At 67.8% G+C, this 23846-nt stretch carries 20 protein-coding genes; 12 read left to right on the top strand and 8 right to left on the bottom strand.

The features are described from left to right. Positions 1–1232 (bottom strand): SDR family oxidoreductase (locus AC1DYI_RS06800; RefSeq protein WP_477203323.1); only part of this gene is annotated, 1232 nt, incomplete at its 3' end. Here AC1DYI_RS06800 and AC1DYI_RS06805 point away from each other — a divergent pair. Further along, complete coding sequence (locus tag AC1DYI_RS06805) at positions 1225–1797, top strand: hypothetical protein (RefSeq protein WP_477203324.1); 573 nt, start codon at positions 1225–1227, stop codon at positions 1795–1797. The genes AC1DYI_RS06800 and AC1DYI_RS06805 overlap by 8 nt on opposite strands. 1 nt (position 1798) lies before the next feature. Here AC1DYI_RS06805 and ku read toward each other — a convergent pair whose 3' ends face one another. Next, positions 1799–2737 (bottom strand): non-homologous end joining protein Ku, encoded by a 939-nt coding sequence (gene ku, locus AC1DYI_RS06810; RefSeq protein ID WP_477203325.1) that lies wholly within the window; start codon positions 2735–2737, stop codon positions 1799–1801. 24 nt (positions 2738–2761) lie between these two features. After that, entirely contained in the window at positions 2762–2953 is a 192-nt protein-coding gene (locus AC1DYI_RS06815; RefSeq protein WP_477203326.1) for a DUF3606 domain-containing protein, read from the bottom strand. A 100-nt stretch (positions 2954–3053) separates the two neighbouring features. Here AC1DYI_RS06815 and AC1DYI_RS06820 point away from each other — a divergent pair, with 100 nt between their 5' ends. The 6 genes from AC1DYI_RS06820 to AC1DYI_RS06845 all read left to right on the top strand — a co-directional run bounded on the left by AC1DYI_RS06820 (position 3054) and on the right by AC1DYI_RS06845 (position 10914). Beyond that, on the top strand, positions 3054–4577 hold the full coding sequence (locus tag AC1DYI_RS06820; protein WP_477203327.1) for an ABC transporter permease/substrate-binding protein: 1524 nt from the start codon (positions 3054–3056) through the stop codon (positions 4575–4577). 22 nt (positions 4578–4599) lie between these two features. Next, on the top strand, positions 4600–5808 hold the full coding sequence (locus AC1DYI_RS06825; RefSeq protein ID WP_477203328.1) for a tetratricopeptide repeat protein: 1209 nt from the start codon (positions 4600–4602) through the stop codon (positions 5806–5808). Positions 5809–5957: 149 nt separating this feature from the next. Then, on the top strand, positions 5958–7286 hold the full coding sequence (locus AC1DYI_RS06830; RefSeq protein ID WP_477203329.1) for a hypothetical protein: 1329 nt from the start codon (positions 5958–5960) through the stop codon (positions 7284–7286). Between the two features lie 104 nt (positions 7287–7390). After that, complete coding sequence (locus tag AC1DYI_RS06835) at positions 7391–8248, top strand: lysostaphin resistance A-like protein (protein WP_477203330.1); 858 nt, start codon at positions 7391–7393, stop codon at positions 8246–8248. Between the two features lie 74 nt (positions 8249–8322). Next, positions 8323–9654 (top strand): GDSL-type esterase/lipase family protein, encoded by a 1332-nt coding sequence (locus tag AC1DYI_RS06840; RefSeq protein ID WP_477203331.1) that lies wholly within the window; start codon positions 8323–8325, stop codon positions 9652–9654. Positions 9655–9735: 81 nt separating this feature from the next. Beyond that, positions 9736–10914, top strand: a complete 1179-nt coding sequence (locus AC1DYI_RS06845; RefSeq protein WP_477203332.1) for an FAD-dependent oxidoreductase — start codon at positions 9736–9738, stop codon at positions 10912–10914. Between the two features lie 19 nt (positions 10915–10933). Here the strand turns inward: AC1DYI_RS06845 and AC1DYI_RS06850 are convergent, their stop codons facing one another. Then, positions 10934–11803 (bottom strand): LysR substrate-binding domain-containing protein, encoded by an 870-nt coding sequence (locus tag AC1DYI_RS06850; protein ID WP_477203333.1) that lies wholly within the window; start codon positions 11801–11803, stop codon positions 10934–10936. A gap of 114 nt (positions 11804–11917) precedes the next feature. On the opposite strand from AC1DYI_RS06850, the gene AC1DYI_RS06855 reads away from it, so the two are divergent. Next, entirely contained in the window at positions 11918–12919 is a 1002-nt protein-coding gene (locus AC1DYI_RS06855) for an arginase family protein (RefSeq protein ID WP_477203334.1), read from the top strand. A gap of 24 nt (positions 12920–12943) precedes the next feature. On the opposite strand, the gene AC1DYI_RS06860 is transcribed toward AC1DYI_RS06855, so the two are convergent. After that, positions 12944–14872, bottom strand: a complete 1929-nt coding sequence (locus tag AC1DYI_RS06860) for an AAA family ATPase (RefSeq protein ID WP_477203335.1) — start codon at positions 14870–14872, stop codon at positions 12944–12946. A gap of 317 nt (positions 14873–15189) precedes the next feature. Here AC1DYI_RS06860 and AC1DYI_RS06865 point away from each other — a divergent pair, with 317 nt between their 5' ends. Then, on the top strand, positions 15190–16527 hold the full coding sequence (locus AC1DYI_RS06865; RefSeq protein WP_477203336.1) for an NAD(P)/FAD-dependent oxidoreductase: 1338 nt from the start codon (positions 15190–15192) through the stop codon (positions 16525–16527). Positions 16528–16644: 117 nt separating this feature from the next. Further along, complete coding sequence (locus AC1DYI_RS06870) at positions 16645–18531, top strand: ATP-binding protein (protein ID WP_477203337.1); 1887 nt, start codon at positions 16645–16647, stop codon at positions 18529–18531. A 12-nt stretch (positions 18532–18543) separates the two neighbouring features. Here AC1DYI_RS06870 and AC1DYI_RS06875 read toward each other — a convergent pair whose 3' ends face one another. Genes AC1DYI_RS06875 through AC1DYI_RS06885 form a run of 3 tightly spaced genes read right to left on the bottom strand, consistent with a single transcriptional unit; the run spans position 18544 to position 21486 of the window. Next, complete coding sequence (locus AC1DYI_RS06875; RefSeq protein WP_477203338.1) at positions 18544–19560, bottom strand: Gfo/Idh/MocA family oxidoreductase; 1017 nt, start codon at positions 19558–19560, stop codon at positions 18544–18546. Continuing rightward, positions 19557–20552: an inositol 2-dehydrogenase gene (gene iolG / locus AC1DYI_RS06880; protein ID WP_477203339.1), complete on the bottom strand. Its 996-nt coding sequence runs from the start codon at positions 20550–20552 to the stop codon at positions 19557–19559. The genes AC1DYI_RS06875 and iolG overlap by 4 nt, the downstream gene beginning before the upstream one ends. Positions 20553–20583: 31 nt before the next feature. Continuing rightward, entirely contained in the window at positions 20584–21486 is a 903-nt protein-coding gene (locus tag AC1DYI_RS06885) for a MurR/RpiR family transcriptional regulator (RefSeq protein ID WP_477203340.1), read from the bottom strand. 152 nt (positions 21487–21638) lie between these two features. Here AC1DYI_RS06885 and AC1DYI_RS06890 point away from each other — a divergent pair, with 152 nt between their 5' ends. Beyond that, positions 21639–22667, top strand: coding sequence for a sugar ABC transporter substrate-binding protein (locus AC1DYI_RS06890; protein WP_477203341.1), 1029 nt, complete (start codon positions 21639–21641; stop codon positions 22665–22667). A 99-nt stretch (positions 22668–22766) separates the two neighbouring features. Beyond that, the coding region (locus AC1DYI_RS06895) for an ABC transporter permease (protein ID WP_477203342.1) at positions 22767–23846 on the top strand (1080 nt) is incomplete at its 3' end.

Here is a 23846-nt window from a genome sequence, read left to right on the forward strand (position 1 = left end):
CCATAGGGATGCGCCCAGAACTCGGGCAGGAACCACGTGATGACGGCCGTGTAGAAGACGATCAGGCCGGCCTGCGCTCGCCACAGCCAGGGGCGCCAGCGTGCCCGACGCGGCCCGAACACGATCGCCAAGCCAAAGAGCAGATCCAGAGCCGCGGCGCTGTCGAGCGCTGCTGGGCGCCAAGACTCTGGCACACCGGTACGCGCCAGAAGCTCAACGCTGCTGTCGACGGGGTAGACAAAGGCCGACACGATCGCCGTGACGATCCAGACCAGGGCCAAGCTCAAGCTGGCGACCGGCAGCAACCATCCCAGCAGGGCCTGGTACCTGGCCGCGTCCACGCAGGCCGGCTCGACAAACCTTGCGACCTCGCGCGGGCTGCGCCCCAACAGCAGCGAGATGGCCGAGGCGTCGCCACAATTGCCACGTTGCAGCATCTTCCAGCTGTCTGAATCGAGCAGCAGCCCGGGCCATCGTTGGCCGAACCAATCACCCAGCACCGCGGCCACTTTCATCAGGCCAGACGGCACGGCCACGGTTTTCGCCGGCGCCAGGCCCAGGTTGGCGCGCAGGCTCTGCAGGTAGTCGCGGAAGCTGATCGGCCGAGGCCCGACCATGGCCACGCGCCGGCCGAGCTGGGCTGGCAACAACGGGTCGTCCTCGACCAGGGCCACGAGAGCAGCCGTCAGATCGTCGATGGCCATGGGCTGGATTTGCTGTTGTCCACCGGCCGGCAGCGGGACCACAGGCAGGCTGGCCAAGGTCAGCAGCGCACGTGAGCTTGGTCCCCCGAGCGAGAACACCAAAGAGGGCTGCGCAACGACCGCGTTGAGCGGCAAGCTCAGCAGATGCGCGTCAGCCGCCCTCTTGGAGCGGTGGTACGCGCTTTCGGCCGCTTCATCGGCACCGAGTGCCGAGAGCTGCACCACGCGGCGGATTCCCCGTGCTGCGCAGGCATCGAACAGCCGCACCGGCCCCAAGTGGTGCAGCGCCTCGAAGCTTTGGCCGGCGCCTTCTCTGAAGATCCCCACGCAGTTCACGACGACGTCCACATCGGCCAACGCGCGCTGCCAGTCGTCGCTGCTGGCTTGCGCCATGTCGATTGCAAGCCAGGCGCCCTCGTCTGGCGGCGCGCTTCGTTGGGCGGCGATGACATGGTGTCGACGTTGCAGCAGCGCGTGCCGCAACGACGCGCCGATCAAGCCCGTGGCACCGACGATCAGGATGTTCATCGGCCGATCCGGTACGGCGATTGCCTCTGATGCCAGGTCATCAGCATTCCTTCGCCTTGCGATGCGCCGCCAGCGTCAAACCCATGAACACACCGTCGCTCAAGCGCTGACCAGTGGGTTGGCCGCAGGATTGATATCCGGAGTGCTTCTGGCCTGGCGCGGCCGGATCGACAACAGCGCGGCGTTCTCGGCAGTGAACGCGCCAAGCCATTGGCTCTGGGGCGACGAAGCGTTGAGGCACGACGAGCTGTCTGTTCGATACACGGTGGCGGGAGCGGCGATCCATCAAGCCTCTTCTGTGCTGTGGTCGAGCGTCTACACGTTGCTTCAACGCCGGCACCGGCGCCCAAGCGCAACCACTGCCATTGTCGACGCGGCGGTGGTGACAGCTGTGGCGGCGGTCGTCGACTTCGCAGTCGTCCCTCATCGGTTCACGCCCGGCTTCGAGCGCCGGCTGTCTGCACGCAGCTTGATGTGGGTGTACGGTGGCTTCGCGTTGGGGTTGGCGATGGGCGTGCTTCGGTGCGGAAGTGACAGCCGATCGCAGGACGCGATGCGCCGTTGACTCAAGCGCCCCGGCGACTGCGAGCCCGATGCTCGGCCGAGGCTGCAGCTTTCTTCGTGGCCGGAGCTTTGGCTGCAGCCTTCTTGGCCGGCGGACTGCGCTTCTTTGCGCTCGCCGCGTCACCTGTCTTCGCCGCGCGGGCCGCGCCCTTGCGCGACCCCAGGCTCTGCTTGAGCAACTCGGTCAGGTCGATCACGTTCGAGGCCTCGGGCGGGCCTTCTTCCAGCGGCTCGACCTTCTTCGACTTGCCGGCTTTGGCCTTGCGCGCCACGAGTTCGCGGATCGCGTCGGAGAAGCGGTCGGTGAATTTCTTCGGCTCCCACTCGGCGGCCATGTCCTTCACCAGGCGCATGGCCATCCTCAATTCGCTGTCCTTCAGCTTGGCTGCGGCTTTGCCAGCCGGTGGCAGATTCAATTCCGAGACGTCGCGGATCTCGTTGGCCCAGCGCAGCGTGGCGAGCATCAACGCCTTGTCGGCCGGCAGCAGTGCAGCCAGATGCTCCTTGTTGTGCATCACCAGCCGCGCGATCCCGATCAAGCCGGTGCCGGCGATCGCTTCGCGCAACAGCGCATAGACCTTGTCGGCCTTGCCGATGGGCTCGAGAAAGTAGGGCCGTTCCATGTACATGAACGACACATCCTTCGCCGGCACGAAGGTCTGGATCTCGATCGTCTGCGTGGTCTTCGGGAAAGCCTCGCGGATCTCGTCGTCGGACAGGATCACGTACTTGTCGTTGTCCTGCTTGACGCCCTTGACGATGTGGTCCTTGTCGATCTCCCGGCCGGTGCGCTTGTTGATCCGCTTGTAGCCGACCGGGTCCATCGTGCGCTTGTCCAGCCAGTCGAAATTGATTTCGGTTTCCTGGGAGGCAGGGTAAAGCGCGACCGGCACGTGAACCAGGCCGAAGCTGATCGCGCCCTTCCAGATTGCGCGGGGCATGGGCCGCCTCCTGTCAACGGGTGATCAGCGGGTGGTGCCGACGCGCGACAGGTATTCCTTGACGTTCTCGGCCAGGTCACCCACCGCGCGCACGGCTGCCCTGATTTCGCCGGGCGTCACGCCGAACTTCTTTGACCAGTCGCGAAGTTCGTAGTCTTCGTTCACGTTGACGCGTTTGCGGTCCTGGCCGCCGGGGGATCGGGTGTTGTCGGACATGCTGGTTCTCCAAATGGCGAGCGCCGACAAGGCGCCTTCAAGGCTGCGGCAAAAGGCATGCCCATTGACCCGGCGGCGCGCTTGGCCGAAGCTGGCGCACATGACGTCCACTTTCCTGTTCCGCTGCCTTGGTGTTGCCTGCTGGGTCGCCAGCCTGCTGTGGGGCGCTGCGCCAGCCCACGCGGCTGACGACACGCTGCGCATCGGCTCCAAGCGCTTCACCGAGTCTTACATCCTGGCCCAGGTGCTGGCGCAGACGGCGCAGCCGCATGCGCCGGTCGAGGTGCAGCAAGGCCTGGGCAACACCGCGATCGTCTACGAAGCGCTGCGCGCCGGCAGCATCGATCTGTACCCTGAATACACCGGCACCATCGCGCTCGAGATCCTGAAGCAGCCCGGGGCGATGACGATCGAGTCGATGCGCGAGCATCTGAAACCTCTGGGGCTGGGCGTCGCGGTGCGGCTAGGCTTCAACGACGGCTATGCGCTGGCAATGCGCGAGGACACGGCTGCGCGCCTGGGGGTGCGCAAGCTCAGCGACCTGGCCGCGCAGCCCGCCTTGCACCTGGGCCTGAGCAACGAATTCATCGGCCGCGCCGACGGCTGGAAGGGCCTGGCCGCGCGCTACCGCCTGCCGCAGCAGCCGACCGGGCTGGACCATGGCCTGGCCTACGACGCGGTCGCCGGTGGCCAGGTCGACGTGATCGACATTTACACCACCGACGCGAAGATCCAGCACCTGGGCCTGCGGGTGCTTGAAGATGACGCCGGCCACTTTCCGCGTTATGACGCGGTGCTGCTTTACCGGCTCGACGTGCCGCAGCGTTTTCCGGCCGCCTGGGCCGCGTTGCAAGGGCTCGAGGGGCGCATCGGCGAGGCGCAGATGATCGCGATGAACGCGCGGGCCGAGCTGAAAGGCGTCGCCTTCGATGTCATCGCCCGCGATCACCTGGCGCAGCGCGGTGCGGCTTCTGCACCGAGCCCGGCCACTGACACCGGCCTCTGGGCCAAGCTGTGGGGGCCCGACCTTCCGCGGCTGACGGCTCAGCACCTGGGCTTGGTGGCTGCCGCGGTGTTGCTGGCGGTGCTGATCGGCGTGCCCTTGTCCGTGGCAGTGGCGCCGCATGCAGGCGCGCGGTCCGCGGTGCTCGGTGCAACCGGGCTGATGCAGACCGTGCCCTCACTGGCGCTGCTGGCGGTGCTGATCTCTTGGCTGGGCCGCATCGGCACGCTGCCGGCGCTGTTGGCGCTGACGCTGTATGCGCTGCTGCCGATCATGCGCAACACCTGTACTGGCCTGGCCGAGGTGCCGGCGGGGCTGAAACTGGCCGGCCAGGCGCTGGGTCTGCGCCGCGGCCAGCAGCTGCGCGCGGTCGAGTTGCCGCTGGCGCTGCCGGTCATCGTGGCCGGGGTGCGCACGGCGACGACGATTTCGGTCGGCACCGCGACCATCGCCGCCTTCATCGGCGCCGGTGGTTATGGCGAACGCATCGTCACCGGTCTGGCGCTGAACGACAAGGCCCTGCTGCTGGCTGGCGCCTTGCCAGCGGCGGCGTTGGCGCTGTTGTTCGAAGGCGGCTTCGGCCTGGCCGAGCGCTGGCTGCGGCGAAGTCACGCGTCGTAGCCACTCTGCCTGGGAGAACGGCATGAACACGCTGCTGCACCGATGCGCCACGCTGCTCGCGGCCGGCGCTGCCACCGCCTGGCTGGCAGCCTGCGCGTCGGCGCCGATGGCAGCGCCGGACGGTAGCTCGCTGTTTGTCGACTCGGCCTTCGCACTGCCGAGCCAGCCGGTCGATCCGGCCCAGGTCTTCGCCCTCAGCCCGGCGATGCGTGAGTACCTGGCCCATGAGATCGACGATCGGGTCAGCCAGCGTGGCTTGCAGCAGGGCTTGGTCGACGCGTTGTATTCGAACCCGAACCGGCAGCTCGCGCTGGACTACGACGCCGAATTCACCCGCACGGCGGCCGAGGCCTTCGAAGCGCGTGCCGGCAACTGCCTGTCGCTCGCGATCATGACCGGCGCCTTCGCGAAAGCCGTGGGCCTGGCGGTGCGCTACCAAGCGGTGCAGATCGACGACAGCTGGGGTCGTGACGGCGACCTGGCGCTGTTCATCGGCCACGTCAACATCTCGATCGGCAAGAAGGTGCCGGTGGTGCGCATGGTCGAGAACAGCCCCGACTGGTGGACGGTGGACTTCCTGCCGCAGGCCGACATCCGGCGCCAGCGCACGGTGCCGGTGGCCGAAGAGCGCATCGTCGCGATGTACATGAACAACAAGGCGGCCGAGGCGCTGGCCCGGGGCCGCAGCGACGATGCGTACTGGTGGATCCGCAGCGCCATCAACCAGGACCGTGGCTTTGCCGACCTGTACAACACGCTGGGTGTGGTCTACATGCGCCACGACCAGCCTGCCGCGGCCGAAGCGGCCTTGCGCGCGGCGCTGGGCTTGCGGACGGAACACCCGCAGGTGCTGAGCAACCTGGCGCTGCTGCTGCATCGGCAAGGGCGCGAGGCCGAGGCCAGCGGGGTCGACCGGCAGTTGGCTCGGCTGCGCGCCAAATCGCCCTTTGCCAGCTTCAACCGCGGCCTGCGCGCCTACGAGGCGGGCGACTATTCGCTGGCGCGCGAGCAGTTCGAGCAGGCGCTGGCGCTCTCGAACGATTTCCACGAATTTCACTACTGGATGGCGTTGGTCTGCCTGCGTCTGGGTGAGCGCGACCGAGCGATCAAGCACCTGCGCGAAGCCGAGCAGAACAGCAGCACCCGGCAGCAGCAGGCCGCCTACGCGATGAAGCTGCAGCGCCTGGGTGCCGGCGGCCGGGGTGCGATCGAGCCGGCGCCGGTGCACTGAGCGCGCTCGCAGCGGCAGCGCAAGAGCCRCTGCTCGCGTGCAGCCGTCCGTGAAAACACGACATCAAACACCGGCATCTTTGGCGGCAGAATCGCCGCCGTGCCGCTGGCCAGGGGAGGCCCGGCCAATGCTGTCGTTGGGGGTGCGAGATGGCTGGTTCATGCGTCTGGCTGCGCTGCGTGGCATTGGCGATACTTCTTTGGCCGGGTGCGGTCGTGGCGGGCTCCAGCTGCGACCCGCTGCCGGCACAGTTACCGCTCGTCCCCCCGGTCGTGGCCCATGGCCGCCAGGGCGACATCGCCTACTTCAAGTGGGAAGACTACTGCTACGGCGGCGCCGTCCTGAGCTGGACCGAATGGACCGAAGGCAACGACTGGGATGCCGGCACCCAGACGCTGACCCGCCGGCTCGACTACTACCGCCGTGTCGACATCCCGCTTGGCGAATCGATCCCGCTGGTCCTCTACGCCCACCCGAACGGCCAGAGTGAAGAGATCGAGCCCGATTCGGCGCTGTACACCGCGTTGCTGCTGAAAGTGCTGGAGGCAGGCTATGCGTTCGCCTCGCTCGAGTCGCGGCACCCGCTGTCCAGCTTCATCGTCAAACGTCCACCTGGGCATGACAAGCCCGGCTGGCCGACCCCCACCACCAATGCGCTGCCGAGCAACGACATCGCCACCGCTGTGCGTTGGCTGAAGTTCTATCGCCGCACCTTCGGCATCGATGCGAACAGGATCATCCTGGTTGGCCAGTCGCGCGGCTCCGCCGCCTTGTTGAACGCGCTGTTGAACGAGCCGGCGCAGAACGAGTTCAGCGACTGGCGCTCGCGCTCGTCGAGCGTGCGCGGCGCCTATGTGGTGCAGGCCCAGACGAGCTACCTCGAAGCCGAGATCGGCCCTGTCTTCGTCAAGGGCAGTGGCGTGAATGGTGAGCCGTACCGCTACTGGTACCACCAGGACGCGCCCGACGTGGTCATCGACCTGGCTCGCAACATCCCCGGCAGCGCCGTGCAACTGGCCCGTAATGCTGCGGTGGACACGCTGGTGCCGGTGCACATGGCCTACGAGCAGCGCATGACACTGGAAGCCGACGGCCGCAGCATCCAGCCGCAGTGCTACGAGAGCAGCAATCGCAACCGCGCCTACCAGGAATTCGACAACGACAACAACGGCAGCACGCCGCCCGTCTACGACGTGGACCAATTGCCCAAATGCCCGGTCGACGACAACGGCGCGCGTCCGATGTTCGACCTGCACGACCCGAACTACAGCCAGTACTTCGCCCAGGCCTATGCGGACCGCGGCGTGCCGCAGCGCATCACGCGCTGCCTGGAGGTGGGCAAGGACAACATCGAGGCCGCCTATGCCGAGGTCGTGCCCTTTGTTCGCGCCGTGCTCGACCAGCGCGTTTTCACGACCACCTGCCCGGCCGGCGGCACGTCGGTGCCAGCACCACCGCCGACACCGCACGTGCGTTGATCCCATGGTGCACAAGTTGCTCGTTACCTGAGGAACAATCGCGCCCTTGTCCCGCAGGCCCTAGCCCGCCGGACCCATTTGAAATCTGGGAGATCTCTATCTTGGTGGCGACCTTCGTCCTGCTGGGCCTGGCCATTGCGGCCGTCTGGCTTCCGACCCTTCATTTGGCCGGCCGTGCAATTGCCGTGTGGCCTTTCCTGTTCGTTGCGGCCGCGGTGGCGGGTTTGATGGCGGGCGTGTTGGCCTGGCCGGCCGTGGCGGCGCTGGCTGTGCTGGCCGGCCTTTGCTACGCCGCCCAGCAGGTCAGTGGCGCGGTGCGCGTGATCCTGACGTTGCTTGTGCTGGTGTTGTCTCTGGCGCTCTCGGTTCACGCGTTGCCTGGTTTTCAGAACCCGAAGGTCTTTGATGCGGTTCACTTCACCGCCAGCGCCACGCCGTTCACGCAGTACCTCAACTTCGACAAGGGGGCCGTGGGGCTGTTGCTGCTGGCGTTCTTCTGTCGTCGTCTGAACGACCAGCCGGACGCGAGGAAGCGTTTTGGCTCGGCCGCACTGATCGGCCTGCTCGGCTTGGCGGTGACGCTTGGTGTCGGCCTGGCCTCCGGCGCCGTCGCATGGGACGTGAAGCTGCCCGAACGGTTCTGGGTGTTCCTGTCGGTCAACCTCTTCTTCACCTGCGTGGCCGAAGAGGCCTTCTTCCGCGGTGTGATCCAGGAGCGTGTGGCCACGGCGCTCGGCCAAGGCAAGCTGTCGCTCTACGGCTCGGTCTTCCTGTCAGCGATCTTGTTCGGGCTGGCCCATGCGGCAGGCGGCGCGGCGATGGTCGTGCTGACGACGATCGCCGGTGTGGGCTACGCGGCGGCCTATGCGCGTTCACGCACCATCGAAAGCGCGATCCTGGCGCACTTCCTGTTGAACGCCATCCACTTCGTCTGCTTCACCTACCCGAGCCTGGCGCGATAGCAGACCTGGTGCGAAGAAGTGAGCCATCGCGGCTCTGGCACCATCGGGTTCGTCGCCGTGAAGGAGCTGACCCGATGCGCCACCTGATCGCTGCCGTGCTGATGCTCGGCCTCGCCATACCCGCCTGGTCGCAAGCCAGCCAGCCCGCGCCGCTGCGCATCATGCCGATCGGCGACTCGATCACCGAGGGCGGCGACGGCACCGGCGGTTTTCGCAAGCCCTTGTTCGACAAGCTGACGGCGGTCTGGGGCATGCCCAACTTCGTCGGCTCGCGCAACATGCGGCAAAGCGATCCGGCAGATTTCGTCGACCACGACGAAGACGGCTATTCGGCCTACCGCATCGAGCAGATCACCTCGGGCAAGGGCTTCTGGAACGCACCACCGCTGGAGACCCGGCTGAAGGCCTGGGACCCGGCGGTCGTGACCATCCACGCGGGCACCAACGACGCGCAGCAGAACTACTACTTCTACGGCAACCCGAAGACCGGCTTTCCGGGCGTGGTCGACAGGCTCGACGACATGGTCTCGCGCATCGTCGCGTTCAACCCCGAGATCTACGTCGTCGTGGCGCAGATCATCCCGGCCAATGCGCCGGCCAGCGAGACCACGCAGGCCTACATCCGCGCGCTGAACGCGAAGATCCCAGCACTGGTCCAGCGTCACCAGGCCCTGGGCCACCGCGTCTCGCTGGTCGACCTGTACACGCCGATGCTGGCGCACCCCAACCCCGACGGCATCCACCCAGGCGCCGAGGGCTATGCGGTGATGGCCGAGCAGTGGTTCCAGGCGCTGATGGCGCTGGGCGTGGTGCCGAAGAACCCCGACCCCGGCCGTTTCTGGGGCCTGCACCAGGCCGACCGATTCAGCACCACCTCGTCGGCGCCATGGAAGCTGCAGGCGAACCTGGTGCGTGCCGGCGCGAACAGCCTCGCGGGCGTCGAGACCAGCGGCTACAGCGGCAACCACGCGCCGGCGCTGCTCAACGACGGCTCGCTGGCCGGCTTTTCGAACGACCAGGACTATGCCTCGACGACCACCTTCACGCTCGCCACGGCGCAGGCACCGAACGGCTACGACATCACCCGCATCCGCAGCGACGCCGGCCTGCCGACGGCCGACAACGGCGACGAACGCTCACACCAGTCCTATGAGGTCTGGTGGTCGTCGGTCGACGCACCGGACACGTTCGCGCAACTCGGCGACTTCCACCACATCCTCGTCAACGTGACCGAGCGCGCTTCGCAGGTCACGCTGACGCGCGACGGCGGCGCGCCGCTGGCCAGCCGCGTCGCCAAGCTCCAGTTCCGCTTCACCCAGCCGCCGGCACGCCAGTTCGGCTTCATCGGCATCGAGAGCCCGACGCCGTACCGCGAGTTGGAGGCGTTCGGCGCGCCGACGCCTTGAAGCATTCGGGTTGAGTGCGTCGACACGGTCGATCGCTTGGCGCACCGCGATAATGCGCGCCGCCTCAAACCTTGAATTTCCATGCAACGTCGACATTTCTTGCGCAGCGGTGTTGTGCTGTCCAGTCTTTCACCAGTCGGCGCTGCGCTGGCGAATGGCGAAGCCGCTACGGCCGCCGCCGACGACAAGCCGGCGTTCCTGGCGCCGGCAGCCCCGGCGCCCGTGCGCGCACGGCCCGACAGGCTGATCGACATCGCGGTCTGCACCCGGCCATTCCGGCCGCAAGGCCCCCGGATCGAGGCGGAACGACGCTACGGCAAGACGATCGTTCACAACTACGGCCATGGCGGCAGCGGCTGGTCGCTGTCGTGGGGCTCGGCCAAGTTGGCGCTGCCGCTGATCCAGGCCACGCGCGAGAAGCACGTCGCCGTCGTCGGCTGCGGCGCCATCGGACTCACCACCGCACGCATCGCTCAGCGTGCCGGATTGCGTGTGCGCATCTACGCGAAAGATAGGCCGCCCGAGGTGCGCTCGTCGGCGGCCACCGGCGTCTGGTCGCCCGATTCGCGCATCTGCAGCGAGGAGCATGCGACACCCGAGTTCACACAGCGCTGGGAGGCAATGGCGCGCGCGTCGTTCAAGGTCTATCAGAGCCTGCTCGGCTTGCCGGGTGACCCGGTCGAGTGGCGCGATGGCTACCTGCTCTCCGACATCCCGTTCGACCAGCCACTGCCTGCACCGCCAATCGAGGACAACGAGCCGGACTACCCCGACCTGGAATCACGCATCCGCGAGCTGTGGCCGCGCTCGCAGCCGCTGCTGTCGCATGAGCATCCGTTCAAGGTGCCGCATGTGCGCCGCTACACCCAGATGACGTACAACCTGGCGACCTACTCGCGCCTGTTGTTCGACGATTTCCTGCGCGAAGGCGGCGAGATCGAGCAGCGCGAGTTCACCCACTCGCGCCAGCTCGCCAGCCTGAAAGAGCGCACCGTCGTCAATGCCACCGGCTACGGAGCACGGGCGCTGTTCGGCGACGAGACGATCGTGCCGGTGCGTGGGCAAACTGCGCGGCTCATTCCGCAGCCCGAGGTCCACTACAACCTGATCTACCGCGGCCACAACCTGGTGATGGTGTCGCGCCGCGAGGGCATCCTCGTGCAGGCCCAGGGCGAACACGACTTCGGCGATGACAGCACCGCACCGGATCGCGCGTTGTCAGAGGCCGCGGTGGGGCGGCTGGCGCAGCTGTTCACCTGAGCGGCCGTGCGCGGTTGCCTCAGCCGCCGCAAAGCCGCACCAGCCAGTCGACGAACGCCGCCGCCGTCGGGCGAGCCTCATCGCTGCGGGTGACGACGAAGTAGCCCTGGCCGTTGCCGATGCGCTGCGCAAACGGGCTCAGCAGCTGCCCGTCGGCCAGCAGGTCGTCAAACAGCTGCGGCGTCAGCAGCGCCGCTCCGCTGCCGGCCAGTGCGGCCTGCGCCTGCAGGTCTTGCGTCGGGTAGCTGACGTGGCCCATCTGCGTGGGCGCTGTGGCCACGCCGGCTGCGGCCAGCCAGTCGGGCCATTGATCGTCTTTCAACAGCGGCGCCTGCAGCAGGCAGGCCGGCCCGTCGGCCAGCGGCAGGCGTTCGGCCAGCGCCGGGGCCAGCATCGGCGTGCGCTCGAGTGCGAAGAGCAAGGTGGTGCTGACACCGGGCCACGCCCCCGGGCCACTGCGCACGCCGACATCGCATGAGCCTGCGGCCAGCGCACGCAGCTGGGTCGATGCGTCCAGGTCGACCGGACATGCGTGCGGCTCGCGTTCGAACTCTGCCAGGCGCGGTGCGAGCCAGCGCGCGAAGCTGGGGGTGCAGCTGACGCGCAAGGCTGCCGAGCGCCGCTGGGCTGCATGGTCGACCGCCACGCGCAGCTGCTCGAGGATGCGGCCCATGTCTGCGGCCAATCGAGCACCGGTCTCGGTCAACGTGACACGCGGGCCGTGCCGGACGAACAGCGGCCCGCCCAATCGGCGTTCCAGCTCGCGCATGCGCAGGCTCATCGCGGCCTGGCTGACGCCAATCTCTTGGGCCGCGCGGGTGAAGTTCAGGTGGCGAGCACAGGCTTCGAACGCGCGCAGGGCATCGAGCGAGGGCAGGGTCGGGGCCATGCACGATTAAACCTGCTTATGGTCATCCTCATGAATCATCGTTTTGCCGTGCAGAGCGGGCGAGATCCAATGCCGGCTTGTCGCCACAGCCCGTCGTCAACCCAAGCGCCCGCCATGCCCTCAGCCCTCTGGTCCCGACGTGATTGCCTGGCCGCTGCGCTGTCGATCGGTGTCGCGCCGGGCGCGCTGGCCGCCCCCACCGCCATGACCACCACGTCACCCTTGACACTGATCGAAGCGCCCAGCAGCCTGGGTTTGCGCCCACCACGTCCCGGCCACGAGCCTGGCACCTGGAAAGCCCCGGCCGCGTTGCAAAGCGCCGGCCTGTCACGCCAGTTGAAAGCGGAGCGGGTGGTGTCACTGCCGCATCCGCGTTATGCCTTCGATGCCGAGCCTGGCACGACGGTGCGCAACGGCCATGCGATGCGCGCCTACAGCGAAGCATTGGCCGATGAGGTCCAGCACGCTTTGGCCGCCGGGCGCTTCCCGCTTGTCATCGGTGGCGATTGCAGCGTGTTGCTCGGGGCGCTGCTGGGCATGCGGCGACGTGGCCACGGCGGCTTGATCCACGTCGACGGCCACGCCGACTTCTTCCATCCGGGCAACTACAGCACGTCGGTGCCGGGCTCGGCCGCGGGTATGGACCTGGCCCTCGCAACCGGGCGCGGCGATCCGTTGTTGACGAACTGGGGTGCCGGTATGGCGCCGCTGGTCGCTGACGCCGATGTCGTGCAAGTCGGTGAGCGCGACACGGACGATCCGGCCTATGCCTTCAAGGACTACCTGGCCACCGCCATYCACCGTATGTCGATCGAGCGCTGCCTGGCGCTCGGGCCCGCGGCAGCGGCTCAGCAAGCCCTGGCGCTGGTGAAACCCGGGCGGCTGTGGCTCCACGTCGACGTGGATGTGCTGGACCAGGCGGTCATGCCCGCGGTCGATTCGCCCGGAACCCCGGGTTTCGATTTCGGGCAGCTCGGCACCCTGGTACGCGGGCTGCTGGCCTCCGGCCGCGTGGTCGGCGCCGATGTCACGATCTTCGACCCCGAGCTCGACACCGATGGCGCGATCGCGCAGCGACTCGCGGCCTGCCTGGCCGAATCCTTCGGGCGTGGGTGAGGCGAGAAGCCGGCGAGCGGCGCGTCAGGTCAGTGCCAGCGGCCGCTGTGTCGCCATGACGGCCGGTTTGGTCGGCTCGCCGAGCAATTCTTTCAACGGCTCACCCGACAGCACCTCGGTGCACAGCAGCGTGTCGGCCAGTGCGTCCAACCGCGGGCGCTGAGCGTTCAGCACATCGCGGCAAGTCGCCTGGGCTTGTTCGAGCAGGGCGCGGGCTTCGGTCAGCACGCCGGCCTGCACATCCGGGCCCAGCAGTTCTTTCGGTACGCCAGCGATGCTGAGCAGGCCGAAGGTTTCCGAGAAGCCGAGCTGGCCGACCATCTGGATCGCCAGTTCGGACGCGCGTTTCAAATCGTCCGATGCACCGGTCGACACGCTGCCCAGCACCATCAGCTCGGCTTCGCGGCCACCCAGCATCATCGCCAGCCGGCTGACCAGCTCGCTTTGCGCATACAGCGGGTCTTCGGTCTCGCGCGTCATGTAGGTCACGCCCAGGCCCGGGCCGCGCGGCTCGATCGTCACGCGCTCGACGCGGCCGGCGCCCGTCCAATGGCCGACCAGCGCGTGGCCGGCTTCGTGGAAGGCCAGGCGGTGGCGGGTCTGGTCGGTCAGCAGGTCCTTGATCGGCGACACGTCGCCGCCCAGCAGCTGGGTTTCGACGGCGCGCACCAGGTGGTCCGGCGTCACGCTCTCGGCGCCCTGTTCGGCGGCGGTCGACGCGGCCTTGTTGACGACGTTGGCGATCTCGGCCGGCGACATGCCCGAAGACATGCGTGCCAGCGCGGCGCTGTCGGCCCGGCCGTCGTGCTTGACCTTGCCGATGTAGAGATCGAACAGCGCCTCGCGCTCGGGCAGCGTCGGCTTGTTCAGCCGCACCAGCATGTCGAAGCGGCCGGGGCGGCGCAGCGCCTCGTCGATGTTGTCTTCATGATTGGTCGCGGCGACCACCACCACGTTTTCCATTGCGTCGAAGCCGTCCATCTCGACCAGCACGCGGTTGATGATGCGGTTCATTTCCGACTCGGCGCCGCCGCCCGGGCCACCCTGGGCCCGCTTGCCGATGCCGTCGACCTCGTCGATGAACAGCACGCAGGGCGCCTGCTTGCGCGCCAGCTTGAACAGCGCCTTGACCTTGGCCACACCGGCACCGTAGTAGGTGGCGGTGAAGTAAGAACCGTCGACGGCGATGAAGTGGGCTTTGCTTTCGCCGGCGAGCGCCTTGGCCAGCAGCGTCTTGCCGGTGCCGGGCGGGCCGACCAGCAGCACGCCGCGCGGCGCGGCGGCGCCCATCTTGGCGTACTGCGCCGGGTCGTGCAGGAAGGCCTTGACGCGGTTCAGCGCGGCCTTGGCTTCGTCGTTGCCGATCGCGTCGGCAAAGCGGGTTTCGGGGCGGGTGGCGATCGTCGTCGCGTTGTTGCCGGCGTTGGTCTGCAGCCGCGTCATCATCAACACGCCGCCGCCCAGCAGCAGCACGAGCATGATGGGCGGTACCGCGGATTCGATGGCGCCGAGCACCCGCTGGCTCTGCGTGCGGCCGTCGATCTCGACGCCCACCAGCGCAAAGCCGTCGGTGGCACTGCGTTCGCCGAGGCGGTCCAGCACCGTGCCAGAGCAGCCCAGCATCGAGCAGCCCGGCACACGGATGCTGGCCTTGTCGCCATTCTTCAGCGTGTAAAGCGCCAGGCCGCTCTTGCCACTGGCAAGGCCCACGGCGGCCAGCTGGCCACTGTTGGCCGCCTGGACGAAGTCGGACACCGCACGAGGCTGGCTCAGCCAGGCATCCGGGTCTTTCTCGAACTGCAACGCGGCCGGGTCCTTGCGCGACTGGGCTTCGGCGTTGGCGTGCTGCAACAGCCAGACCAGGCCGATCAGCGACAGCAGCGCGACGGCCAGGGCCAGGGTGGTGCGGGGGTGGGCACGGCCGTGCCGGAGGAACTTCTGCCAGGAATTCATGGGGCGGAGGGCAAAGGGGCCAAGGGCCGGGCCAAAGGGCGGGATGTCAGCCAGTGTGGGGGCAGCGGGCCATCGGTGGTCTGCGAATGAACGGGGAACTGAGGCCCTTATCCGGCGCAACCCCGGCGGAACCTGACGTCAACGGAGCGCCGCCAAGCGCCCCTTGTGCCCAACGCTGTGCTTTCCACCGTTGACCGACGGCGATACCTTTCTTTACCTGTTCCGGCTGGAGCACCACGGCACGGCGGGCATTCCTTCCTGGGGATGACCCGGGGCGCCGAGAAAAATTCTGTCTGGCGGGACCGAGAATTCCAGCCATGCCGCCGCCGTCATCCCTGATCGCCCAGTACCCCACCAGCTGGTATGCCGCCACGCGCACGCATGGCGAGGCCTGGCCGGTGCTCAAGGGGCGCCAGCAGGCCGACGTGGCCATCGTCGGCGGCGKTTTTGCCGGCTTGCACCTGGCGCGACTGCTGGTGGCCAAGGGGCGGCGAGTCGTGGTGCTCGAGCGGCAGCGCGTGGGTTGGGGCGCCTCGGGCCGCAACGGCGGTTTCGTCAGCCCGGGCTTTGCCGAGAGCTCGGCCGTGTTGCTGAAGCACCTGGGCGCCGACCAGGCGCGCCGGCTGTYCGCCCACAGCCAGGCCGGGGTGCACCTGGTGGAGCAGACGATCGAAGAGCTGCAGCGGCCCGATTTGCTGATGGGCCGCGGCCAGCTGACCTGCTGCCGCACCGCCCAAAGTCCGGCCTTCGCGGACGAGGTGAACGCGCTGGCGCAAGCCCTGGGTGCCCGCTTCGAGCCCTGGACTTATGAGCAGGTCCACGCCGTGCTGCAGACACACCGCTACCACGAGGCGGTACACGACCCGGACTCGTTCCAGATCCACCCGCTGAACTTCGCGCTGGCGCTGGCCAGCGACATCGCCCGCCGCAGCGGGCAAGTGTTCGAAGGCAGCGCGGTGCAGTCGATCCAGCGCGAGGGCAGCCTGTGGACCGCGCGCACCGCCAAGGGCAGCGTCGAGGCGCCCGAGCTGGTGCTGGCCGGCAATGCCGACCTGGGGCCGCTGCACGGCCAGCTGTCGCGCTCGGTGCTGCCAGTGGCCACCTACGTGGCGGTGACCGAGCCGCTGGGGCCTGGCCTGATCGACTGCCTGCGCTGGGCCGGGGCGGTGACCGACACACGGCGCGCTTGCGACTACTTCCGCGTCGTCGACGGTGACCGTCTGCTCTGGGGCGGCCGCATCACCACCGACACCCGCGAACCGCGTGGCCTGCGCAGCCTGATGCGGCGTCACATCCTGGCCGTCTTCCCGCAATTGCGCCAGCACGGCGAGGTCAAGATCGCCTTCGCCTGGCCCGGCATCATGGGCTACGCGGTGCACAAGATGCCCTTCATCGGCCAGCTGGAGCCGGGGCTGTGGATGTCTTCGGCCTATGGCGGCCACGGCGTGGGGCAGACGGCCGCCGGCGCCATCCTGCTGGCCAACGCGATCACCGAGGGTGACGACGAGTGGCGCCGCTATCAGGCCTTTCCGCTGCGCTGGGCCGGTGGCCCGATGGGGCGCGTGGCGACCCAGGCGGCCTACTGGTGGATGCAGGCGCGCGACCTCTGGGACGAGACCCGCACCCGGCCGGCTGGCGCGTTGCAGCGCATGTAGCACGCTTCGCGTGTCAGGCGGTTCACCCGACCGTCACGCATCCAGGGGACCGGCGCCTTTCTGTGCGTTTCGGTGGATCGGCGTACCATCGACCTATAACCCTGCAGATGAGTCGACTTGGACGCGCCCGAAGCTGCCCCCTTCGAGTCCAGCTTCACGCTCGACGCTGCGCTGCTGGGCGCTCGCAAGGCTGAGAACGCGCGGCGCCTTTACACCGTCCAGATCCCTGCGGTGCGCGCGGTCGGCTTCGCCATCATCTGCGTGATGTCGGCTGTGCAGCATGCGCGCAACCCCGAGGCGTTGCCGCTGTTGCCGATGTTCCTGCTGGTGGCGCTCAGCCTGTCGTACGCGGGGCTGGCCTGGGTGGCGCTGCGCATGGGCTACGGCCGCGTGCTCGGGGTGGACCTGAGCCACGCGCTGTTCCACCTCGACCTGCTGGTGTGGCTGCCCCACCTGTACTACTTCGAGCCGTCGAACCTGTTCTTCGCCTTCTTCCTRCTCGTGCGCGTGGCCGACCAGGTGGGCTTCGGCTTCCGGCGGGCGCTGTACTTCAACCATGTCATCTTCGGCACCTACGTTGCTTATTCGCTGGTGATGCTGATGGCCCGGCCGGACGTGGCGCCCTGGATGGACCGGTTGGCGATCGCCGGCACGATGTACCTGCTGGGGGCCTACCTGGCCGTCACCGGCCTGGTGATCGAGCGCCTGCGCGACCGCCTTCGCTCGGCTGTGCATGCCGCGCGCGGCCTCGTCGAGCGGCTGGAGCACGAGACCCGCACGCTGGAGATGCAGACTGTCGAGCTGGACATGGCACGCCGCCAGGCCGAGCAGGCCAACCAGGCCAAGTCGCAGTTCCTGGCGGTGGTGAGCCACGAGATCCGCACGCCGATGAACGGCATCCTCGGCACCACCGAGCTGCTGCTCGGCTCGCAGCTGTCACCTGACCAACGGCGTTATGCCAAGACCGCGCACCGTTCGGCGATGGTGCTGCTGGCGCTGATCGACGATGTGCTCGACCTGTCGCGCATCGAGGCCCGCAAGCTGGTGCTGCATCCCACCGCCGTCGACCTGCGCGCGCTCGCCATCGAGGCGGTCGACCTGATGACCGTGGCCGCGCGAGAAAAGCCGGTCAAGCTGACCTGCCAGGTGCCGCCGGATCTGCCGAGCCATCTGGAATGCGACCCGATCCGCTTGCGCCAGCTGCTGGTCAACCTGCTGCACAACGCAGTCAAGTTCACCGAGCGGGGCAACGTCTCGCTGGAGATCATCCGCCTGGGGGAGACGGGCGATACCGTGCACCTGCGCTTCGCGGTGCGCGACACGGGCATCGGCATCGCCAGTGATCAGCTGGACATGGTCTTCGAGTCCTTCACCCAGGCGGACAATTCCAGCACGCGCCGCTTCGGTGGCTCGGGCCTGGGCCTGGCGATCGTCAAGCACCTGGTCGAGCTGATGCATGGGCAGGTCGGCGTGACCAGCCGGTTGGGCGAAGGCTCGACATTCTGGTTCGACCTGAGCCTGCGCAAATCGGCCGAGCCGCCGGCGCTGGCCGAGCTGGCCCCGGTGGAGGCCGTCGCGCCCGGCATCGATATCGACGTCGACAAGGTGCCGGCCCGCGTGCTGCTGGTCGAAGACGACGCGGTCAACCAGATGGTGGTCGAGAACATGCTGGCCAAGCTGGGCTGTGTGGTCGAGGTGGTCAACAACGGGGCGGCCGCTTGCGCGGCGGTCGAGCGCAGCCGCTACGACCTGGTGTTGATGGACCTGCACATGCCGGGCATGGACGGCTACGACGCCACACAGCAGATTCGCCAGGAAGAGACGCTGCGCGGCGCCTACACGCCGATCGTGGCGTTGACGGCCGACGCCTTGGCCGGTGACCGCCAGCGCTGCATCGACGCCGGCATGGACGACTTCGTCACCAAGCCGATCAGCACCGCGCTGCTGGCCGCGGTGGTGGAGCGCTGGACCGGCCACGGCACGCCGCCGCCGACCAAGTGGTGAGAGCCTTGCAGCTCACACCGCTTCCGGCATGCCGCTGCGCAATGAGCGGGTGATGGCCACGCCGATGCGCGTAGCTTCGGTGGCGTCGGTCAGTGTCAACGGCACGGCAGGCCCGCCGGCGCAGGCGTTGACGAAGGCCTGCAGCTCACGCTCGAAGGCCTCGCCGAAGCGCTCGAAGAAATCTGCCACCGCGCGGTGGCGAACGCCCTGCGAGTCACTCAACACCACACGGTCGCGCGCGGCGCCGTGGCCGACCAGCAGCTTGCCGGTGGTGCCGATGACCTCCGTCTGCGTCTCGTGGCCGTGGGCGAAGGTGCGCGAGGCGTAGAACACGGCCCGTGCACCACCTTCGAACTCGACGATCGCCAGACCGTTGTCGACGTCGGCGTGCTGCGCGAGCCCTTCGTGCAGCGCGATCGTGCCGCTGGCGAAAGCGCGAGTGGCGCGCGGGGCGCCGAGCATCCAGCGCGCCAGGTCGATGTCGTGCACGCTGCAGTCCATGAACAGGCCGCCGGAGCTTTCGGCGAAGCGCACGAAGAAGCCGCTGTCGTCGTTCAGGTCGCAGGTCTGCGAGCGCACGAGGAACGGCCGGCCGATGTGGCCAGCGCTGACCTCGGCCATCGCGTTCGCGTAACTCGGGTCGAAGCGCCGCACAAAGCCGACCATCGCGACGCGGTCGGGGTGGCGTTGCGCCACCGCCTGCACGCGCTCGCAGTCGCCCACGCTGAGCGCCAGCGGCTTTTCGACGAAGACGTGCTTGCCGGCTTCGAGCGCGGCGATCACCTGGTCGGCGTGCAGGGCGGTGGGAGTCACCAGCACCACGGCGTCGATGTCGGGATCGTGCACGAAGGCATCGAAGTCGGCGTGCAGCCGGTCGATGCCGAAGTCGCGTCGTGCAGCTTCCAGCTCGGTCGCCACAGGGCTGCATGCAGCGACGAGCTTCGCGCCACGGATGCGCCACGCGAGGTTCTCGGCGTGGCGGCGGCCGAGCCGGCCGAGGCCGGCGATGCCGATGCGGACGGTGTTCACAGTGCCACCACCTGTCCGCTCTGCCACGACGCCGTCGCCGCATCGGCCAGCTTCTGCGCCGCCACGCCATCGGCGATGGTGGTGCGGAACGCCGCGCCCGACTGCAGGCACTCGAAGAAGTGCGCCAGTTCGAGCCGGTAGGCCTCGCGGTAGCGCTGCAGAAAGAAGTGCTCGGGCTTGTCGCCCTTCACGCCGTTCGCGTCCCACTGCTGCACCTCGGTCGGCTTGTGGTTGCCGCAGGCCAGCAGGCCTGTGCTGCCCAGCACCTCGAAGCGCTGGTCGTAGCCGTAGGCCGCGCGGCGCGAGGTGTTGATCTGGCACAGCCGGCCCTTGCGGGTGCGCAGCGTGACCGCAGCGCAGTCGATGTCGCCGATCTCGGCGATTGCCGGGTCGACCTGGCACGAGCCGGTGGCGCTGAGCCACACTGCTTCATCGCCGTCGGCGCAGAGGATCCAGCGGAAGACATCGAAGTCGTGGATCAGCATGTCGCGAAAGATGCCGCCCGAGCCTTTCAGGTACTGCGCCGGTGGCGCGCCTGGGTCGCGGCTGGTGACGACCAGCATCTCGGGGTTGCCGATCTCGCCACGCGCCAGGCGCTGCTGCGCTTCGCTGAAGGTCGGGTCGAAGCGACGCTGGAAACCGATCATGCAGGCGATGTTGGCTTCGGCCACCGCGCGTGCGCAGGCCTCGGCGCGCGGCACCGACAGGTCGACCGGCTTCTCGCAGAAGATGTGCTTGCCGGCAGCAGCGGCGCGCGTGATCAGCTCGCTGTGGGTGTCTGTGGGCGAGGCGATCGCGACGACGTCGATGGCCGGGTTGGCGAACACCGCATCGGGTGTCGACACCTCCGCGCCCAGCGCCTGCGCGAGCCGCGCGGCGTTCTCGGCCACCGGGTCGCAGACGGCGACGAGCTTGACGCCCGGCAGCGAGGCCAGGTTGTGGGCATGGATCTGGCCGATGCGGCCGGCGCCGAACAGCGCGACGTTCTTCATGAAGGCTCCGATGGGGTGGGWGTGGGGCGGGTCAGGGATGGTCCGGCTGCTCGTGCGCAGGCCGGTACTTGAGTTCGAGCTGGTAGGCCAGCGCGATGAACAGGCTTTGCGCGAGGCACATCGTGTTGGTCAGCGCACGGAAGCCGAAGGTCGAAGCCTCGTGCACCACCAGCACCGCGGCCGCTTCGGCCGCGAGCGGGCCCATGCGGCTGTCGGTGATGGCGATGATTCGCGCGCCACGCGCAGCGGCCTCGCGCGCTGCGTCAAGCGACTCTTCGGCATACGGCGCAAAGCTGGTGACGATCAGCACATCGCCACGCTTCAGGCCACGCAACTGGCCGTCCTGCATCGCGCCCAGGCCGTGCACCAACTGGATCTGCTTGTCGGTGTGCTGCAGCGCATAGGCCAGGTAGGCCGCGACCGGGAACGAGCGGCGCGAGCCGACCAGCCACACCACCGACGCTTCGGCCAGCAGGTTCACCGCATCGGTGAAGGTCGAGCTGTGCAGGTCACGCTGCAGCTCTTGCATGCCGGCGATGCTGCCGCCGATGAACTCGTGCGCGATGTCGCCGGCGGCCAGCGGGCCTTGCGCATGCTCGATCACGTCGCGGATGCGGGCCTGGTAGTTGCGCCCCGGCGCCAGCTGCTGGCGGATGCCGTCGCGGAACAGCTTCTGCATCTCGCTGTAGCCCGAGAAGCCGAAGTGTTTCGCGAAGCGGATGACGGCCGAGGGCTGCACGCCGCAGCGCTCGGCCACGTCCTGGATGCGCTCCAGGCCGAGCTGGTCCTGGTGCTTCTCGACATAACTGGCAATCAGCTTCAGCTGCTTCGACAGGCTGTCGTACTGGGCGCTCATCTGCGCCAGGAATTCGTCGGTCGCGCTGCGATCGGCGGGCGGTGCGGGCAGGTCGGTGGCCACGGGTTCGTGTTTCATCGTGGACCGGATCATATAGAAAACAGAAAAAAAATTCCACGCGTTTGTCCGTAGGAAATTTCATTTCCATCGTTCCTAGAATGTGTCCACAGGCCGGGGCTTCGAATGCACTGACGCCTGGCAACCGATCACGAAGACGACTGGAGACGACGATGACCTTCAAGACCAAGCGTGCACTGCTGAAGACCCTGGCGCTCGCCGCGCTGCTGGCCACCGGCTCGGCCCAGGCAGCCGGCCGCTACGTGCTGATCAGCCACGCGCCCGATTCCGATGCGTGGTGGAACACGATCAAGAACTCGATCAAGCAGGCCGGTGAAGACTTCGGCGTGCAGGTCGATTACCGCAACCCGCCGACAGGTGACCTGGCCGACATGGCGCGCCTGATCGAGCAGGCCGCCGCGGCTGGCTACGACGGCGTGATCACCACCATCGCCGACTACAGCGTGCTCGAAGGCGCGATCAAGAAGGTCACCGACAAGAAGATCCCGCTGATCACGATCAACTCCGGCACCACCGCTCAGAGCGAAAAGCTCGGCGCCGTGATGCACGTGGGCCAGCCCGAGTACGAGGCCGGCCGCGGCGCCGGCTACAAGGCGCAGGCGGCGGGCGTGAAGACCTTTCTGTGCGTGAACCACTACGCCACCAACCCGGCGTCGTTCGAGCGCTGCCGTGGCTTCGCCGAGATCATCGGCGCCGACTACAAGACCTCGACGCTCGACGCCGGCGACGACCCGAACGGCATCGAGGCCAAGGTCTCGGCCTACCTGCGCCAGCATCCGAAGACCGATGCCGTGCTGGCGCTCGGCCCCACCTCGGCGGCACCGACGCTGAAAGCGCTCGACAAGGCCGGCCTGAAGGGCAAGCTCTACATGGCCAGCTTCGACCTGTCCGACGAAATCTCGAAGGGCATCAAGGACGGCTCGGTCAAGTTCGGCATCGACCAGCAGCCTTACCTGCAGGGCTACATCCCCGTGGCGGTGCTGGCGACGATGAAGCAGCTGAACACGACCGACCGCGCGGTGGTGGCCGAGGCGGTGAAGAACAACCCGAAGGCCAAGGCCCGCTTCGACGAATACGGCCTCGCGCCCGTCTACGGCAAGCGCCACATCATGTCCGGCCCGGGCTTCGTGACGCAGGACAACATCGCCAAGGTCGAGAAGTACGCGGGTCAGTACCGCTGACGGCCCCAGCGGCGCCGCGCATGCTGCGTGGGCGCCGCTGCCGAATCGATTGCCATGAAACCAACTCTCGAATCCGTCCAGCGGGCGGACCCACCTGCGATGAGTGCCGTTCCTTTGAGTTCTCCCACGCCCGCGGCGGGTGCAGCCCCCGACGAGCGCATGCGCCGCGTCAGCCCGTGGCGCGCGCTGCTTGGTCGTCCTGAATTCGGCTCGCTCTCCGGCGCCGTGCTGGTGTTCGTGCTGTTCGGCCTCAGCGCCGGTGGCTCGGGCATGTTCAGCCTCGAAGGCGTGGTGAACTGGGCGACCGTGGCCGCCTTCCTGGGCGTGATCGCGGTCGGCGCCGCGCTCCTGATGATCGGCGGCGAGTTCGATCTCTCGATCGGGTCGATGATCGGCTTCGCCGGCATGATGCTGGCGATTCCCGCGCTGTACTGGGGCTGGCCGCTGTGGGCTGCCGCCGCCTTTGCGTTCGCGCTCAGCATGATGCTCGGCGCCTTCAACGGCTACCTGGTGGTGAAGACCGGGCTGCCCAGCTTCATCGTCACGCTGGCGTTCTATTTCATCCTGCGTGGCCTGTCGTTGGCGGTGTCGATCATGCTGACCGGCAAGACCATCCTCAGCGTGAACGAAGGTCAGTCGCTGCGTGACCTAGCGCAGGCCGATGTGCTGTTCGCAATGCTGTTCAGCGGCCATGTCGGTGTCGACCTGTTCAACCAGTTTGCTGCGTGGGGCTGGGTCGCTGCGCGTGACGATGGCACGGCGCTGGCCACCGGCATTCCGAAGGTCGTGGTCTGGTGGCTGGCGTTGACGCTGGCCGGTGCCTTCACGCTCGCACGTTCACGCTTCGGCAACTGGGTGCTCGCGGTCGGCGGCGATGCCAATGCGGCGAAGAACTGCGGCATCCCGGTGGCGCGGGTCAAGATCATCCTGTTCGTGTTGATGGCGGCCTGCTCGACGCTGTTCGCAGTGCTGCAGGTGGCTGACGCCGGCTCCGCCGCGGCCGACCGCGGGCTGCAGAAGGAATTCGAAGCCATCATCGCCGCGGTGATCGGTGGCTGCCTGCTGACCGGCGGCTACGGCTCGGTGATCGGTGCCTCGCTCGGTGCGCTGATCTTCGGCGTCGTGCAGATCGGCATCGGCTACACCAGCATCGACAACAACTGGTACCGCGTGTTCCTC

This window comes from Ideonella sp. P3_A4 (genome assembly GCF_056403075.1).

Excerpts from the sequence above, each read along its gene's own strand:
- AC1DYI_RS06805 (WP_477203324.1), top strand. The coding sequence starts at position 1,225 with ATGTTCATCGGCCGATCCGGTACGGCGATTGCCTCTGATGCCAGGTCA.
- ku (WP_477203325.1), bottom strand. The coding sequence starts at position 2,737 with ATGCCCCGCGCAATCTGGAAGGGCGCGATCAGCTTCGGCCTGGTTCAC.
- AC1DYI_RS06815 (WP_477203326.1), bottom strand. The coding sequence starts at position 2,953 with ATGTCCGACAACACCCGATCCCCCGGCGGCCAGGACCGCAAACGCGTC.
- AC1DYI_RS06820 (WP_477203327.1), top strand. The coding sequence starts at position 3,054 with ATGACGTCCACTTTCCTGTTCCGCTGCCTTGGTGTTGCCTGCTGGGTC.
- AC1DYI_RS06825 (WP_477203328.1), top strand. The coding sequence starts at position 4,600 with ATGAACACGCTGCTGCACCGATGCGCCACGCTGCTCGCGGCCGGCGCT.
- AC1DYI_RS06830 (WP_477203329.1), top strand. The coding sequence starts at position 5,958 with ATGGCTGGTTCATGCGTCTGGCTGCGCTGCGTGGCATTGGCGATACTT.
- AC1DYI_RS06840 (WP_477203331.1), top strand. The coding sequence starts at position 8,323 with ATGCGCCACCTGATCGCTGCCGTGCTGATGCTCGGCCTCGCCATACCC.
- AC1DYI_RS06845 (WP_477203332.1), top strand. The coding sequence starts at position 9,736 with ATGCAACGTCGACATTTCTTGCGCAGCGGTGTTGTGCTGTCCAGTCTT.
- AC1DYI_RS06850 (WP_477203333.1), bottom strand. The coding sequence starts at position 11,803 with ATGGCCCCGACCCTGCCCTCGCTCGATGCCCTGCGCGCGTTCGAAGCC.
- AC1DYI_RS06860 (WP_477203335.1), bottom strand. The coding sequence starts at position 14,872 with ATGAATTCCTGGCAGAAGTTCCTCCGGCACGGCCGTGCCCACCCCCGC.
- iolG (WP_477203339.1), bottom strand. The coding sequence starts at position 20,552 with ATGAAGAACGTCGCGCTGTTCGGCGCCGGCCGCATCGGCCAGATCCAT.
- AC1DYI_RS06885 (WP_477203340.1), bottom strand. The coding sequence starts at position 21,486 with ATGAAACACGAACCCGTGGCCACCGACCTGCCCGCACCGCCCGCCGAT.
- AC1DYI_RS06890 (WP_477203341.1), top strand. The coding sequence starts at position 21,639 with ATGACCTTCAAGACCAAGCGTGCACTGCTGAAGACCCTGGCGCTCGCC.